Origin of the sequence: Bacillus cereus group sp. MS39, from assembly GCF_040448665.1 — a bacterium.
GTDB classification, from domain to species: domain Bacteria; phylum Bacillota; class Bacilli; order Bacillales; family Bacillaceae_G; genus Bacillus_A; species Bacillus_A wiedmannii.
In genome coordinates this window covers 919,122-933,775 of the sequence record NZ_CP123058.1, presented here as the reverse complement: position 1 = coordinate 933,775, position 14,654 = coordinate 919,122, and the positions used below count along the sequence as shown (strand labels likewise).

Genomic DNA, 14,654 nt, shown 5'->3' with positions numbered 1-14,654 from the left:
CATGAAAGATAAGAAATGAATTAAATAAAAAAATACTACAATTTCACACATTTTCTGACATTTTCTTTGCATTTCTATTACGTTACGACTCTTATATTTCTTTTTCAACAAACTAGACTTATAATAAAAACAATACATATTTTATTAAGAAAGGACTGTGATTACAAGGCATCATGAAAAAGATAATCATTATTTCTGCCACTACTATTGTAATCGGTATCACTTCTTTCGCTTACTTTGGTTCTAAATCACCACTACAAAATGGGGCAAAAGCTGTCGAAAGTCAACAGCATAGTAATCACCAAAAAGAAGAGATTCCTGCTTTTCCGAAAGCTGATCATAATGCAAAGAAGCTAGACAATGATTTTTCCGTTGTAACAAATCCAGAGTCTAATCTTGTCTTAGTGAATAAACATCGAAAACTACCAGACGGATACATACCTGAAGATTTAACAAGACCAAACGTACCATTTACTAGTCCAAAAGATAAAGAAAAAACGCTACTGCGCAAAGATGCTGCAGATGCGCTTGAAAATATGTTTGTAGCGGCAAAGAAAGAAGGACTTGAACTTACAGCTGTATCTGGTTATCGTTCATACAAACGCCAAAAATCATTACATGATACATACGTTAGACGTCAAGGAAAAGCTGAAGCTGATTCAGTAAGTGCCATTCCTGGTACGAGTGAACATCAAACTGGTTTAGCAATGGATATTAGTTCAAAATCTGCTAAATTCCAATTAGAGCCTATTTTTGGAGAGACAGCCGAAGGAAAATGGGTTGCAAAACACGCCCATGAATTTGGCTTTGTCATTCGTTATTTAGAAGATAAAACAGAAACAACAGAATATTCATATGAACCGTGGCATTTGCGCTACGTTGGAGACCCGTATGCTACATACATATATAAACATCATTTAACATTAGAAGAAGCGATGGAAGACAAAAAATAAGAGAGCAAATTGCTCTCTTATTTTTCTTTCATTCTATCATTGTAGTAATTTTTTCTTCCATTCTTCAGGCCACGGTTCGCCTCTTCCCGTTTTTTTCGATGCTTGAACCATCATTCCACGACCAACTAAACAAACTTCTCCTGCCGTATTCTTCACCATGTAATGCAAATCTAAAGAAGAATTCCCAACCGATCCCGCTTTTACATACACCTTCAACTGTTCATCAAAATATATTTGCTTAATAAAATTACATTGTAAATCTGCAACAACGATCATCGTTTCTGAAGATTCATGCGTCCATTCTTGCATAAACCCAAGTTCTTTAAACAATGCGATACGTGCTTCTTCAAAATAGGTAAAGGCAACGACATTATTTACATGCCCAAACATATCTACTTCACCAAAACGAACTTTTACAGGATTGTAAAATGAAAAACCACTTTCCCATCGCTCAAAGTCTTCAATATAAGAAATCCTCTTCATTGTTTCCTCTCCTTTTCGCCTTCAAAATAAACAGAATAAACAGAAAAATAAAGTTATAAATATTGCCTCTTCAACATGAAGAGGCAATATTTATTAATAGTTATTGTCGCTACCAAAGAAATCTTTAAACGATTGAATTGTTGTATCACGGTTTAATGCCGCAATTGAAGTTGTTAATGGAATACCCTTTGGACATGATTGCACACAGTTTTGAGAGTTACCACAGTTTGCAAGTCCTCCATCTCCCATAATTGCACGTAAGCGATCTGCTTTATGCATTTCACCCGTCGGATGTGAGTTGAATAAACGAGCTTGTGATAACGGTGCTGGTCCAATAAAGTCAGATTTACTATTTACGTTTGGACATGATTCTAAGCAAACACCACATGTCATACATTTTGAAAGCTCATAAGCCCATTGACGTTTCTTCTCAGGCATTCTTGGTCCTGGTCCTAAGTCATACGTACCATCAATTGGAATCCAAGCTTTAACGCGTTTTAGAGCGTTAAACATGCGACTACGGTCAACTTGTAAGTCACGTACAACTGGGAATGTCTTCATTGGTTTTAAGCGAATTGGTTGTTCTAACTGATCAATAAGAGCTGTACATGATTGACGTGGTTTTCCGTTAATCACCATCGAACATGCGCCACATACTTCCTCTAAACAGTTCATATCCCATGCAATCGGAGTCGTTTGGTTTCCTTTTGAATCAACAGGATTACGACGAATTTCCATCAGTGCCGAAATAATGTTCATATTTGGACGATATGGAATTTCAAACTCTTGGTCAAACTCTTGTGCATCTGGTCCATCTTGTCTCGTAATGATGAGGCGGATTGTTTTCTCAGACATGTTGCTTATCCCCCTTCTCTTCACCCTTAGCAGCTACATCATGTTTTGAAGAATAGTCACGTTTACGTGGTTTAATTAATGAAACATCCACTTCTTCGTAATGGAATGCTGGTGCATTTCCTTCTCCTTCAAATTTCGCCATCGTAGTTTTTAAGAAGTTTGCATCATCACGATTTGGGAATTCAGGTTTGTAATGCGCCCCGCGGCTCTCATTACGGTTATATGCGCCAATTGTAATAACACGTGCTAACTCAAACATATTTGCAAGTTGGCGTGTAAATGAAGCACCTTGGTTACTCCATCTCGCTGTATCGTTAATGTTAATGCGTTTGTAACGCGCCATTAACTCTTCAATTTTCGCATCAGTTTCTAGTAGCTTTTTATTTTCACGAACTACTGTAACGTTATCTGTCATCCATTCTCCAAGCTCTTTATGAAGAACATATGCATTTTCGTTACCATCAAGCGTTAAAATATTGTTAAATTTCTCTGTTTCGATTAATTCATTTTGCTCATATACAGTAGATGAAACAGCATCAGACGATTTAGAAAGACCTTTCATATACTCAATCGCGTTCGGTCCTGCTACCATACCACCGTAAATTGCTGATAATAGTGAGTTCGCACCAAGGCGGTTTCCACCGTGCATAGAATAATCACACTCACCTGCTGCAAATAAACCTGGAATACTTGTCATCTGCTTATAATCAACCCATAGTCCGCCCATTGAATAGTGAACTGCTGGGAAGATTTTCATTGGTAGTTTACGAGGATCATCACCTGTAAACTTCTCATAGATTTCAATAATTCCACCAAGTTTAATATCCAGTTCTTTCGGATCTTTATGAGAAAGATCTAAGTACACCATGTTTTCACCGTTAATACCTAGTTTTTGCTCTACGCAAACGTCAAAGATTTCACGCGTTGCAATATCACGAGGTACAAGGTTTCCGTAAGCCGGATATTTTTCTTCTAGGAAGTACCATGGTTTACCATCTTTATATGTCCAAACACGGCCACCTTCACCACGTGCCGATTCACTCATAAGACGTAATTTATCGTCTCCAGGAATTGCCGTTGGATGAATTTGAATGAACTCGCCGTTTGCATAATATGCGCCTTGTTGATATACAGCAGAAGCTGCTGTACCTGTATTAATAATAGAGTTAGTTGATTTTCCAAAGATGATACCAGGGCCCCCTGTTGCCATAATCACGGCATCAGCTTGGAAACTTTTAATCTCCATTGTTTGTAAGTCTTGTGCAACGATTCCTCGGCACACACCTTCGTCATCAACAACAGCTCGTAAGAAATCCCAACCTTCATATTTCGTTACAAGTCCTGCTACTTCGTGACGACGTACTTGCTCATCTAATGCGTATAGTAATTGCTGTCCAGTTGTTGCACCAGCAAATGCTGTACGGTGATGTTGTGTTCCACCAAAACGACGAAAATCAAGAAGTCCTTCTTCCGTACGGTTGAACATAACACCCATACGATCCATTAAATGAATAATACCAGGTGCTGCTTCACACATTGCTTTAACTGGTGGTTGGTTCGCTAAGAAGTCCCCACCATAAATTGTATCGTCAAAGTGGATCCATGGAGAATCCCCTTCACCTTTCGTATTTACGGCACCGTTAATTCCACCTTGGGCACATACAGAATGCGAACGTTTTACTGGTACTAAAGAAAACAGTTCAACATTTACTCCTGCTTCCGCCGCTTTAATCGTTGCCATTAAGCCAGCCAAGCCACCGCCGACTACTATAAGTTTCCCTTTCATGCTCTCCCACTCCTTACTGGTTTGCTAGCTGTGGATCGATGAACGCTAATAATGCACTCACACCTACATAAGATAGACCTAAGAATATAGCTAATGTTACATAAGTAGAGATTCTTTGTGAACGTGGAGATACTGTAATTCCCCAGCTGATGCAGAATGTCCATAGTCCATTTGCAAAGTGGAAAATTGTTGAAACAACACCGACCAAGTAAAATGCAAACATAGCTGGATTGTTTAAAATATCTGCCATCATATCATAGTTTACCTCTTTACCTAGCATTGCTTGAATACGAGTTTCCCAGACGTGCCAAGAAATGAAAATCAGTGTAACGATACCTGAAATTCTTTGGAAGACGAACATCCAGTTACGGAAATAACCGTAAGAAACCGCATTGTTCTTAGCTGTAAATGCAATATATAAGCCATATATAGCATGGTACAGTATCGGTAAAAAGATGATGAAAATCTCTAGCGCGTACCGGAATGGAAGGAGCTCCATAAAGCCTGCAGCTTTGTTAAAAGCCTCTGCTCCTCGTGTTGCAAAGTTGTTTACAATTAAATGTTGCGTCAAAAAGACACCAACCGGGATGACCCCCATTAATGAGTGCCACTTACGAAACGTATACTCGCGGCCTTTCATGTCCCCATTACCCCCCTTGAATGTTTGACTGCTGTTTTCAGATTAGTTTACAACAATAATGTTTTTTCACTATTGGCATAAGAAAAACTGAAAAAATTATTCGAAATATTTCAGCATAATTTGATACCAAGTTCATTTTACTCCTATTTTTGTCGAAGCGTCAAGAAAACGTATACATAATTTGCATATAATTTGCCAATTCTTTTTTTCTTCTTATATATTCAGATTTCCCCAAAGAAAAATCTGTTTTTATAAATGAGAAATGTTATATAATAATCCCTATAGAAAGAGGGGAATATTGTGAGTAAAAATACAATCGATACAACATCTTTAGAAGATGTTTCATTGAACGCCTTCGCTTATGAATTGCTACGTGAAGAATTACTACCTGATTTAATCGGTAACGATTTAGATGGTATTTTATACTGGTCTGGTAGAAACCTTGCAAGAAAATATCCACTAGAAACAATTGAAGAAGTCATTCAGTTCTTTGAAAAAGCTGGCTGGGGCACTTTAAGTATTATTGAACATAAGCGTCGTGAAATGCAGTTCCAACTTAAAGGCACACTCATCGCTGAACGTCAAAAACAAAACAGACATTCTTCTTATCAATTAGAAGCTGGATTCATCGCTGAACAAATTCAAAAGCAACGAAACGTCGTTGCAGAGTCCTATGAAGAAAAGAAAAAACGTTCAGACTCTATTACATTTCTTGTGAAATGGGATATAAAAGATCTCATTGAAGTGTAGCATTACCTACAGTCAACTAGACATATAAGTTTAGTTGACTTTTTTGTATTTTCATTCAGTTAGGTTTATTTTAAATCTTCAGAAATTATACCAGAAAATAGAAGACGTTGTAAACTACAACGTCTTCTTATCTGTTAAATAAGTATAAATCGTCTCTGCGACATTTTTCGGCATACCCGCTTCGACAAATTCAGCTAAAGAAGCTTCTTTCATCTTCTTTAATGAACCAAAATGTTTCAACAATATCTTTTTTCGTTTATCTCCAATTCCAGGAATATCATCCAGTGCTGATTGAATGACAGATTTCCCGTGTAATTGACGATGGAATGTAATCGCAAATCGATGCACTTCATCTTGAATGCGCTGCAATAAATAAAATTCTTGGCTATTTCGCTCAAGCATCACAGGTTCAGGTGGATCTCCAATAATTAAATGGGAGGTTTTATGTTTGTCATCTTTTACAAGCCCTGCCATCGGAATATATAAACCGAGTTCGTTTTCTAGAACATCACTTACAGCTGCCAGATGCCCTTTTCCACCATCAATAATGATTAAATCTGGTAAAGGCAAACTCTCTTTCAGTGCCCTTGTATAACGGCGTCTCACAACTTCTCTCATAGACTCATAATCATCTGGTCCTTGAACCGTTTTAATTTTATATTTCCTATATTCTTTCTTAGCTGGTTTCCCATCGATAAAAGCAATCATTGCAGAAACAGGATTTGTCCCTTGAATATTTGAGTTATCAAACGCCTCAATACGATAAGGTGTTTCAATCCCGAGCTGCTTCCCTAAATGATCTACCGCCTTAATCGTTCGCTCTTCATCACGTTCAATTAAGTAGAATTTCTCTTCAAGAGCAATCTTCGCATTTTTATTTGCTAATTCTACAAGATCTTTTTTCTTACCACGTTTCGGCTGTGTCGCTTCAACTTCTAAAAAGCGCTCTACTAACTCTGAGTCTATACTTCCTGGAACGACAATTTCCTTCGGCTTAAAATGACTGCTGTTCTCATAAAATTGACCGATAAACGTTAAAAATCCCTCTTCTGGTTCATCGTAGATTGGAAACATAGAAACATCACGTTCAATTAGCTTTCCTTTTCGAACGAAGAAAACTTGAACACACATCCATCCTTTATCAACTGCATACCCAAACACATCACGATCCACTAAGTCACTCATAATCATCTTTTGTTTTTCCATAATCGCATCGATATGAGCAATTTGATCCCGCAACTCTTTTGCACGTTCAAATTCTAGTTTCTCTGAAGCTTCATACATCTTTGTTTCTAATTCTGAACGAACTTCTTTATGCCCACCATTTAGAAACTTAATAATTTCATCTACAATTTCTTTGTTTTGTTCTTCCGTCACTTCTTTCACACAAGGCGCTAAACATTGACCCATATGATAATATAAACAAACTTTATCTGGCATATTTGAGCACTTACGAAGCGGATACATACGATCTAGCAGCTTTTTCGTTTCATGAGCTGATTGTGCATTCGGATAAGGACCAAAATACTTCCCCTTATCCTTTTTTACATTTCGCGTAATAAGTAATCGCGGCTGTTTCTCAGCTGTAATTTTAATAAAAGGATATGTTTTATCATCTTTTAATTGAATATTATATTTTGGATCATGTTTTTTTATTAAGTTTAACTCTAAAATGAGAGCCTCTAGATTTGAGGAGGTTACAATATATTCAAAATCTACAATTTCTCCTACAAGCCGCAGTGTTTTTCCATCATGCGAACCAGTAAAGTACGAGCGCACACGATTTTTAAGCACTTTTGCCTTTCCGACATATATAACCGTTCCTTGCTTATCTTTCATTAAATAACAACCAGGTTGATCTGGTAAAATAGCCAGTTTTTCTTTTAAATGTTCGTGCACTCGTTACCCTCCATTTCTACATGCTTAGCATCTTTATTTTCACATGAAAACATACTATGCCAAAACACCCAACATACGTTCTTTTATTGTAACGGAAAGGTGTAAAAAAGGAAAATAAAAAAGGCTACCAAATGGTAGCCCTTTATTTTAGAAGTGTTTAGAAACTAATTCTACTAACGCTTCTTTCGGTTTGTAACCTAACGCTTGATCAACTACTTTACCGTCTTTTAATACGAAAAGAGCTGGAATGCTCATTACTTCGAATTGACGAGCAGTTTCTTGGTTTTCATCCACGTCTACTTTTACTACTTTTACTTTTCCGCCTAATTCTGCATCAATTTCCTCTAATACAGGAGCGATCATTTTACAAGGTCCACACCAAGGTGCCCAGAAATCTAATAATACAACACCTTCGCTAGTTTCAGCTGCGAAGCTTTGGTCATTTGCATTTACAATTGCCATTTTATTTCCTCCTTCAAGTATATTCTACCAAGAGTATATCATTAACTTATATACGTGGCGAATAATATGTATCGTTATGTATTGTAACAAAAAAGTGTTCCTTTATACTATATAAAAATACGGATTAAATACTAAAAAGATGAGAGACAGGGGATCTCTCACCTTTTCTATATATAGGGGTACTTCACTTGGAACTCAAGGGTACTCAAATCATGAATGTACTTTTAACTTTTTAAACTCTTCTGTTAAAAGAGGTAAGACTTCAAATAGATCGCCAACAATACCATAGTCAGCTACTTTGAAGATACTTGCTTCTGGGTCTTTATTAATCGCAACGATTATTTTTGAGTTAGACATACCAGCTAAATGCTGAATCGCACCAGAAATACCGCATGCAATGTATAAGTCTGGCGTAACAACTTTACCAGTTTGACCAATTTGTAATGAGTAATCGCAATACTCAGCGTCACAAGCACCACGAGATGCTCCAACAGCGCCACCTAATACGTCAGCTAACTCTTTTAATGGCTTGAATCCTTCTTCACTCTTCACACCGCGTCCACCAGCGATAATAACTTTCGCTTCAGAAAGGTCAACACCTTCTGCCGTCTTACGGACGACATCTTGAATAATTGTACGTAAATCTTTCACATCTACTGTAATAGAAGACACGTCACCACTGCGAGACTCATCTTTTTCAAGCGTCGCAATGTTATTTGGACGCACTGTCGCAAATAAGATACCGTCTGTTACAATCTTCTTCTCAAACGCTTTACCAGAGTAAATTGGACGAGTAAAGATAACATTTCCACCTTCAACATCTAAAGCAGTTACGTCAGAAACTAGACCAGCTTCAAGCTTCGCTGCTAATTTTGGTGATAAATCTTTACCCATTGCTGTATGTCCAAATACAATACCTTCTGGCTTTTCTTCAGCATATACAGCTGAAAATGCTTGTGCATAACCATCAGATGTATATGATTTTAATTTATCATTTTCAACTGTCACAACGCGATCTGCACCGTAATGAATCAATTCATTTGCAAAAGAGGCAACGCTGTCTCCAACTAGAAGACCTACTACTTCACCGCCTTCTGCAATTGTTTTTGCTGCTGCTACCGCTTCAAACGAAACGTTACGTAGCGATCCATCACGAACCTCACCCATTACTAATACTTTACGAGCCATAGATTTTCCCTCCTGCATATATAATTTCGTATTTTATTAGATTACTTTCGCTTCTGTATGGAGCAACGATACAAGTTCTTTTACTTGATCTTGCAGCTCGCCTTGTAACACTTTTCCTGCATCTTTCTTAGGAGGCAAATAGATTTCAATTGTTTTTGTCTTTGCTTCCACATCATCTTCTTCTAAATCTAAATCATCTAATTCTACTTCTTCTAGTGGCTTTTTCTTCGCTTTCATAATACCTGGAAGCGATGGATAACGAGGTTCATTTAAACCTTGTTGTGCTGTTACTAAAACTGGTAATGAAGTTTCAATCACTTCCGTATCACCTTCAACATCACGCTCAATCTTCACGTTTGTACCGTCAATTTCAAGTTTTGTAATTGTCGTTACGTACGGAATATTTAACGCTTCTGCTACGCGTGGACCAACTTGTCCAGATGCACCATCAATTGCAACGTTCCCGCCTAAAATTAAATCTACATCTTTATCTTTTAAATATTCAGCAAGTACTTTTGCTGTCGTGAACTGGTCACCATTTTCCACATCATCTTCAATATTAATTAATACAGCTTTATCGCAGCCCATCGCTAATGCCGTACGAAGTTCTTTCTCACTATCTTCGCCACCGACTGTTACAACAGTAACTTCGCCACCTTGTGCGTCTCTTACTTGAATTGCTTCTTCAATCGCATATTCGTCGTAAGGGTTGATGATGAATTCCGCTTCGCCATCGTAAATTGCACCGTTTTTAATTACGATTTTTTCTTCTGTATCAAATGTTCGTTTCATGAGTACGTAGATGTTCATTCCATTTACCCCCTTGTTTTTCAGAAAGATTCTATCAATTTTAATTTTCTGTTAATTTATATTAAAAAAATAATTGAACTACCTGCCACTAAATGAAGGCTTACGTTTTTCTAAAAACGCCGCTACACCTTCTCTTCCATCTTCACCCGTAAATACTTCACCAAAGATTTGAGCTTCGCGTTGTACACCTTCATAATAATGAGACGATTTCGTCGTTTGCAATAACTCTAGTACAGCACGAGTCGTCGCTGGGCTTTTTCCAGCAATCTGTTTTGCAACTTTAAGCGTATCATCTAAAAATGTTTCTTCAGCAAAAACTCCGTTAACAAGTCCCCATTTTAATGCTTCTGCACCAGTAATCGGTGTACTTGTTAACATCATTTCACAAGCTTTCGCTTTCCCAACATAACGTGGTAATCGCTGTGTACCTGCAAATCCAGGAATTAATCCAAGTGTTAATTCAGGTAAACCAAGTTTTGCACTTTCAGTTGCAAAGCGCATGTGGCAAGACATAGCAAACTCAAGGCCGCCGCCAAGTGCCGCTCCATGAATTGCCGCGATAACTGGTTTTGAACATTTTTCAACACGCTCAAACGTAACTTGTCCAAGCTGCGCTAATTCTGTCGCTTGCTTCGCTTCAGTAACAGATGTAAATTCTTTAATATCTGCTCCCGCCGAGAAGAAGCGCCCTTCACCGTGAATAACAACAACACGAATGTTATCATCCTTCTCCACTTGATCAATTAATTCAGTAACGTCATGCATAACTTGTGAAGACATCGCGTTTGCCGGCGCATGATTTAACGTCGCCACCGCGATATGATCTTCAACTCTTACAGATAGGAATTTCAACATGATCCCTCCCATTATTGACGATAACCACAAGCTGCAATAAGTAGCCCATGTACCGTTTTTGAAAGTGCGACCAGATCATACTTATGATCGCTCATTACCCAATTGGTCACAACTTCATCTACTGTTCCAAAGATCATTTGTCTTGCCACGCGAACATTTAAATCCGCTTGGAATTCACCTTGCTTTATACCTGTCTCTAAAATCTCATCCATAACTTGTAAGTAGCCTTTTAATACTTCATTTATTTTCAGGCGTAAGTCTTGATTGGACTGTCTTAGCTCTAATTGCGTAACGATAGCAAGAGGATCATTTTGTGATAACAGCAAGAAGTGCGTTTCTACCAACATGAATAACTTCGATACAGCGCTTTCAATTCCTGCTGTTTTTTGACGAATTGTTTCGACAAAATCTCCCATCTTCTCTTGGAATAAGGATATTAATATATCTTCTTTATTTTTAAAATATAAATAAATCGTGCCATCAGCTACCCCAGCTTGCTTTGCTATTTTAGAAACTTGCGCTTGGTGGTACCCATTCTCCGCAATCACAATGACTGCCGCATCAATAATTTGATTGTATTTCGGTCTATTTTTCTTCACTTTACTGTCCCCTTCAAGAAGATGACTGAATGAATAGTCATTCATATTCTTATAATACTGACTATTTAGAAAAGTGTCAATCCTATTTTTTCAAAAAGAAAGGGCCTTAGCCCGTTTGCTCATCCTCATTTTTTCTTTTCTCTTCATCTATTAGGACACGGCGTAAAATTTTTCCGACTGTCGTTTTCGGCAGTTCATCTCTAAACTCATATACTTTCGGCACTTTATAAGCCGCTAAATATTTACGCGCAAACTGGTTTAATTCTTCCTCAGAACACTCCGCACCTTCTTTTAACACAACAAATGCTTTAACTGTCTCTCCCCGGTACGGATCGGGAACTCCAATCGTCACTACTTCTTGCACTTTTTCATGCTCATATAATACTTCTTCTACTTCGCGAGGATACACATTAAATCCACTCGCAACAATCATATCTTTCTTACGGTCTTTCACATAGAAAAATCCATCTTCATCCATGTAACCAACATCCCCTGTATGAAGCCATCCGTCTTGTAATACAGCTGCTGTTTCTTCTGGCTTATTCCAATACCCTTTCATAATTTGAGGACCCTTTACAACAATTTCACCAATTTCACCCGGAGGTAAAGCCTCTCCAGTTTCAAGTGACATAATGTTTGCCTCTGTATCTGGCCACGGCACACCAATACTTCCTGGCACGCGTTTTTCCCACAAAAAATTCCCATGTGTAACTGGCGACGACTCCGTTAATCCATAACCTTCTACCAATTTCCCACCTGTAACTCTCTCAAACTCTTCCTGTACTTCTACAGGAAGCGGGGCAGATCCACTAATACAAGCTTGAATAGAAGAAATATCATATTCTTTTAAGAGGGGACTATTTAATAGAGCAATATAAATGGTCGGTGCCCCTGGAAATAGTGTGACTTTATGTTTTTTTATCGCTTCAAAAACCATTTTCATATCAAACTTCGGAATCAGCACCATTTTATATCCTTGCATAATACTTAAATTCATTACAGCTGTCATCCCATACACATGAAAGAACGGAAGGACACCAAGAATTACTTCTTCCCCTTCTTTACAATTATATAGCCAATGAGCTCCCATTAAAGTGTTCGAAACAAGGTTTTTATGCGTCAACATAACGCCTTTCGGAAATCCAGTTGTTCCTCCAGTGTACTGTAAAAGAGCTAGATCATTTTCAGGATCACAAGGCACTTCAACATTAACATTATTTTCTCGTTCTACTGATTTCCATAGATGAATCGTTTCGCTTTCCGACACATTCACAACAAGATTTGCCTGCTTTTTTTGTACAAATGGATAAAGTAAATTTTTAGGGAAGGGTAAAAAGTCCGCAATCCGAGTTACGATAATATGTTCAATTTTTGTAGCAGATTGAACATTCGTTACTCTTGGAAACACTAAATCGAGACAAAGAATTACTTTTGCTCCCGAGTCATGAAGCTGGTATTCTAATTCTCTTTCTGTATATAGTGGATTTGTTTGTACTACGATACCTCCCGCAAGTAATGTACCATAATAACCAATTACAGATTGCGGACAGTTCGGCAACATAATAGCAACTCGATCACCCTTTTCCACACCGAGTTTTTGAAGATAATTTGCAAACCTCTTCACCTTATCGTGGAAGTCTGAAAATGTAATATCCTTCCCTAAAAAGTGAAGCGCTTTCTTTTCTGGATAACGGGAAGCCACCTGTTCCACATATCCATGAAGCGGCTGAATATCATAAGAAATCGTACTTGGAATTTCTTCTGGATAACTTTTCAACCATGGTTTTTCCACCTTCATTCCCCCTTCAAATACATAAAAATAAATGAATGTTCATTCATGATGGTTGGTTTCATTATATTATAGTCGCCATAACGTTACAATCATAATATTCTGACTTTTGTATAACTATGCTTCACTCCATTAACTTCTTATTATATGTATAAACTCTCCTAATTTTAAAAGAATAAGAGAGTTATTATTTAGCTTAATCTTATTATCGTTAACACAGCTCCTGGTGTAGTTGTTGATAATGTTGCAACAGCTAACAAACCAAATAGTTGCAAACTAATGGCACTTCCAGCCGCAAGAGTCGTAATAATTGTTGCACTAAATGATGTAGTTGCTAACGCAGGAGAATTGATTGTTCCAGCAAGAGGTGCACCATTAATTGTAATCCGCGAACTGACTAATAATGAAGCCGTTATATTAATCGTATATGAAATATAATAATTCCCCGCATTTGCAGCCGTAAATACTGTATTCCCCCCAGAAACAGTAATACCTGGACCAATATTTTGATTATTCGGAAGCGGGACATTCGTTCCACCAAGAAGTACCGATATCGCTGTTCCCGATGTATTATTTGCAAAAGCGTATGTTGCAGTTATACTTGTGCCAGTTGCCCCCGTGTCTCCTGTTACTCCCGTTGAACCTGTTGCTCCTGTTGCTCCCGTCGGACCCGTTATTCCCGTCGCTCCTGTTGGACCTGCTGCCCCTGTTATTCCTGTTGCTCCCGTCGCTCCTGTTGCCCCTGTTGCTCCCGTTGGACCTGTTGAACCTGTTATTCCTGTTGGGCCTGTTGCCCCTGTTATTCCTGTTGCTCCTGTTGGACCTGTTGAACCTGTTATTCCTGTTGGGCCTGTTGAACCTGTTATTCCTGTTGCTCCTGTTGGACCTGTTGAACCTGTTATTCCTGTTGCTCCCGTCGGACCCGTTGAGCCTGTTATTCCCGTCGCTCCCGTTGGACCTGTTGAACCTGTTATTCCCGTCGCTCCCGTTGGACCTGTTGAACCTGTTATTCCCGTCGCTCCCGTTGGACCTGTTGAACCTGTTATTCCCATCGCTCCCGTTGGACCTGTTGAACCTGTTATTCCCGTCGCTCCCGTTGGACCTGTTGAACCTGTTATTCCCGTCGCTCCCGTTGGACCTGTGTCACCTGTTGGGCCCGTTGCTCCCGTTGGGCCTGTGTCACCTGTTGGGCCCGTCGGACCTGTTGGACCCAGCTTAGGAACTGTCCCATCACAACTAAAACAGCATGAATCAACATGTACACCATTTTGATTATTACACCCACAATATCCATTTATATTATTGCTCCATGAAGACATGTTGATCACTTCCTTTACGTTCGATCTTTTAAGTAAAATCACCAAGTTAGAAAACACCTATCTAAATAACAAAAAAACACTTTACCTAGTGGGGATAAACACAGATTTATTCCATACATTCTAGTAATTATTACATGCGATTTTCTCTCTTTTTGCTTGTACTTTCGCCTTCTTGCTCAAACGAAATTCTTTTTCTCTATTCTGCATATACATATAAACTTCAATCCAATTGGTGTATTCATCGGCGGACTACTTGCAGTTAAAAT

The 14,654-nt window shown here is 38.4% G+C and carries 14 protein-coding genes; 2 read left to right on the top strand and 12 right to left on the bottom strand.

The window, feature by feature from the left end; translation table 11 throughout:
* Window positions 1-173: 173 nt before the first annotated feature.
* On the top strand, window positions 174-953 hold the full coding sequence (locus QEP67_RS04870; RefSeq protein WP_353706533.1) for a M15 family metallopeptidase: 780 nt from the start codon (window positions 174-176) through the stop codon (window positions 951-953).
* 36 nt (window positions 954-989) lie between these two features.
* Here the strand turns inward: QEP67_RS04870 and QEP67_RS04865 are convergent, their stop codons facing one another.
* From QEP67_RS04865 to sdhC, 4 genes are all read right to left on the bottom strand, one after another.
* Window positions 990-1,436 (bottom strand): thioesterase family protein, encoded by a 447-nt coding sequence (locus QEP67_RS04865; RefSeq protein WP_000822751.1) that lies wholly within the window; start codon window positions 1,434-1,436, stop codon window positions 990-992.
* A gap of 93 nt (window positions 1,437-1,529) precedes the next feature.
* Window positions 1,530-2,291 carry a succinate dehydrogenase iron-sulfur subunit gene (gene sdhB, locus QEP67_RS04860; protein ID WP_001291830.1) on the bottom strand — a complete coding sequence of 254 codons (762 nt, stop codon included), beginning with the start codon at window positions 2,289-2,291 and terminating at the stop codon, window positions 1,530-1,532.
* Window positions 2,284-4,077 carry a succinate dehydrogenase flavoprotein subunit gene (sdhA, locus tag QEP67_RS04855; protein ID WP_000676749.1) on the bottom strand — a complete coding sequence of 598 codons (1,794 nt, stop codon included), beginning with the start codon at window positions 4,075-4,077 and terminating at the stop codon, window positions 2,284-2,286. The genes sdhB and sdhA overlap by 8 nt, the downstream gene beginning before the upstream one ends.
* A gap of 13 nt (window positions 4,078-4,090) precedes the next feature.
* On the bottom strand, window positions 4,091-4,717 hold the full coding sequence (sdhC, locus tag QEP67_RS04850; RefSeq protein WP_000678354.1) for a succinate dehydrogenase cytochrome B558: 627 nt from the start codon (window positions 4,715-4,717) through the stop codon (window positions 4,091-4,093).
* Window positions 4,718-5,017: 300 nt separating this feature from the next.
* Here sdhC and QEP67_RS04845 point away from each other — a divergent pair, with 300 nt between their 5' ends.
* Window positions 5,018-5,467: a YslB family protein gene (locus tag QEP67_RS04845; protein ID WP_000042225.1), complete on the top strand. Its 450-nt coding sequence runs from the start codon at window positions 5,018-5,020 to the stop codon at window positions 5,465-5,467.
* Window positions 5,468-5,581: 114 nt separating this feature from the next.
* Here QEP67_RS04845 and uvrC read toward each other — a convergent pair whose 3' ends face one another.
* The 8 genes from uvrC to QEP67_RS04805 form a co-directional block, all read right to left on the bottom strand.
* Window positions 5,582-7,366 (bottom strand): excinuclease ABC subunit C, encoded by a 1,785-nt coding sequence (gene uvrC / locus QEP67_RS04840; protein WP_000544268.1) that lies wholly within the window; start codon window positions 7,364-7,366, stop codon window positions 5,582-5,584.
* 147 nt (window positions 7,367-7,513) lie between these two features.
* Window positions 7,514-7,828: a thioredoxin gene (trxA, locus tag QEP67_RS04835; protein ID WP_001018945.1), complete on the bottom strand. Its 315-nt coding sequence runs from the start codon at window positions 7,826-7,828 to the stop codon at window positions 7,514-7,516.
* A gap of 210 nt (window positions 7,829-8,038) precedes the next feature.
* Entirely contained in the window at window positions 8,039-9,016 is a 978-nt protein-coding gene (gene etfA / locus QEP67_RS04830) for an electron transfer flavoprotein subunit alpha (protein ID WP_283882969.1), read from the bottom strand.
* A 36-nt stretch (window positions 9,017-9,052) separates the two neighbouring features.
* Window positions 9,053-9,826: an electron transfer flavoprotein subunit beta gene (etfB, locus tag QEP67_RS04825; RefSeq protein ID WP_001029035.1), complete on the bottom strand. Its 774-nt coding sequence runs from the start codon at window positions 9,824-9,826 to the stop codon at window positions 9,053-9,055.
* 78 nt (window positions 9,827-9,904) lie between these two features.
* Window positions 9,905-10,681 carry an enoyl-CoA hydratase gene (locus tag QEP67_RS04820; RefSeq protein WP_000911294.1) on the bottom strand — a complete coding sequence of 259 codons (777 nt, stop codon included), beginning with the start codon at window positions 10,679-10,681 and terminating at the stop codon, window positions 9,905-9,907.
* Between the two features lie 11 nt (window positions 10,682-10,692).
* Window positions 10,693-11,325 carry a TetR/AcrR family transcriptional regulator gene (locus tag QEP67_RS04815; protein ID WP_002008659.1) on the bottom strand — a complete coding sequence of 211 codons (633 nt, stop codon included), beginning with the start codon at window positions 11,323-11,325 and terminating at the stop codon, window positions 10,693-10,695.
* 61 nt (window positions 11,326-11,386) lie between these two features.
* Entirely contained in the window at window positions 11,387-13,072 is a 1,686-nt protein-coding gene (locus tag QEP67_RS04810; protein WP_000414730.1) for a long-chain-fatty-acid--CoA ligase, read from the bottom strand.
* 188 nt (window positions 13,073-13,260) lie between these two features.
* Window positions 13,261-14,388 (bottom strand): collagen-like protein, encoded by a 1,128-nt coding sequence (locus tag QEP67_RS04805; protein WP_353706532.1) that lies wholly within the window; start codon window positions 14,386-14,388, stop codon window positions 13,261-13,263.
* Between the last annotated feature and the right edge of the window lie 266 nt (window positions 14,389-14,654).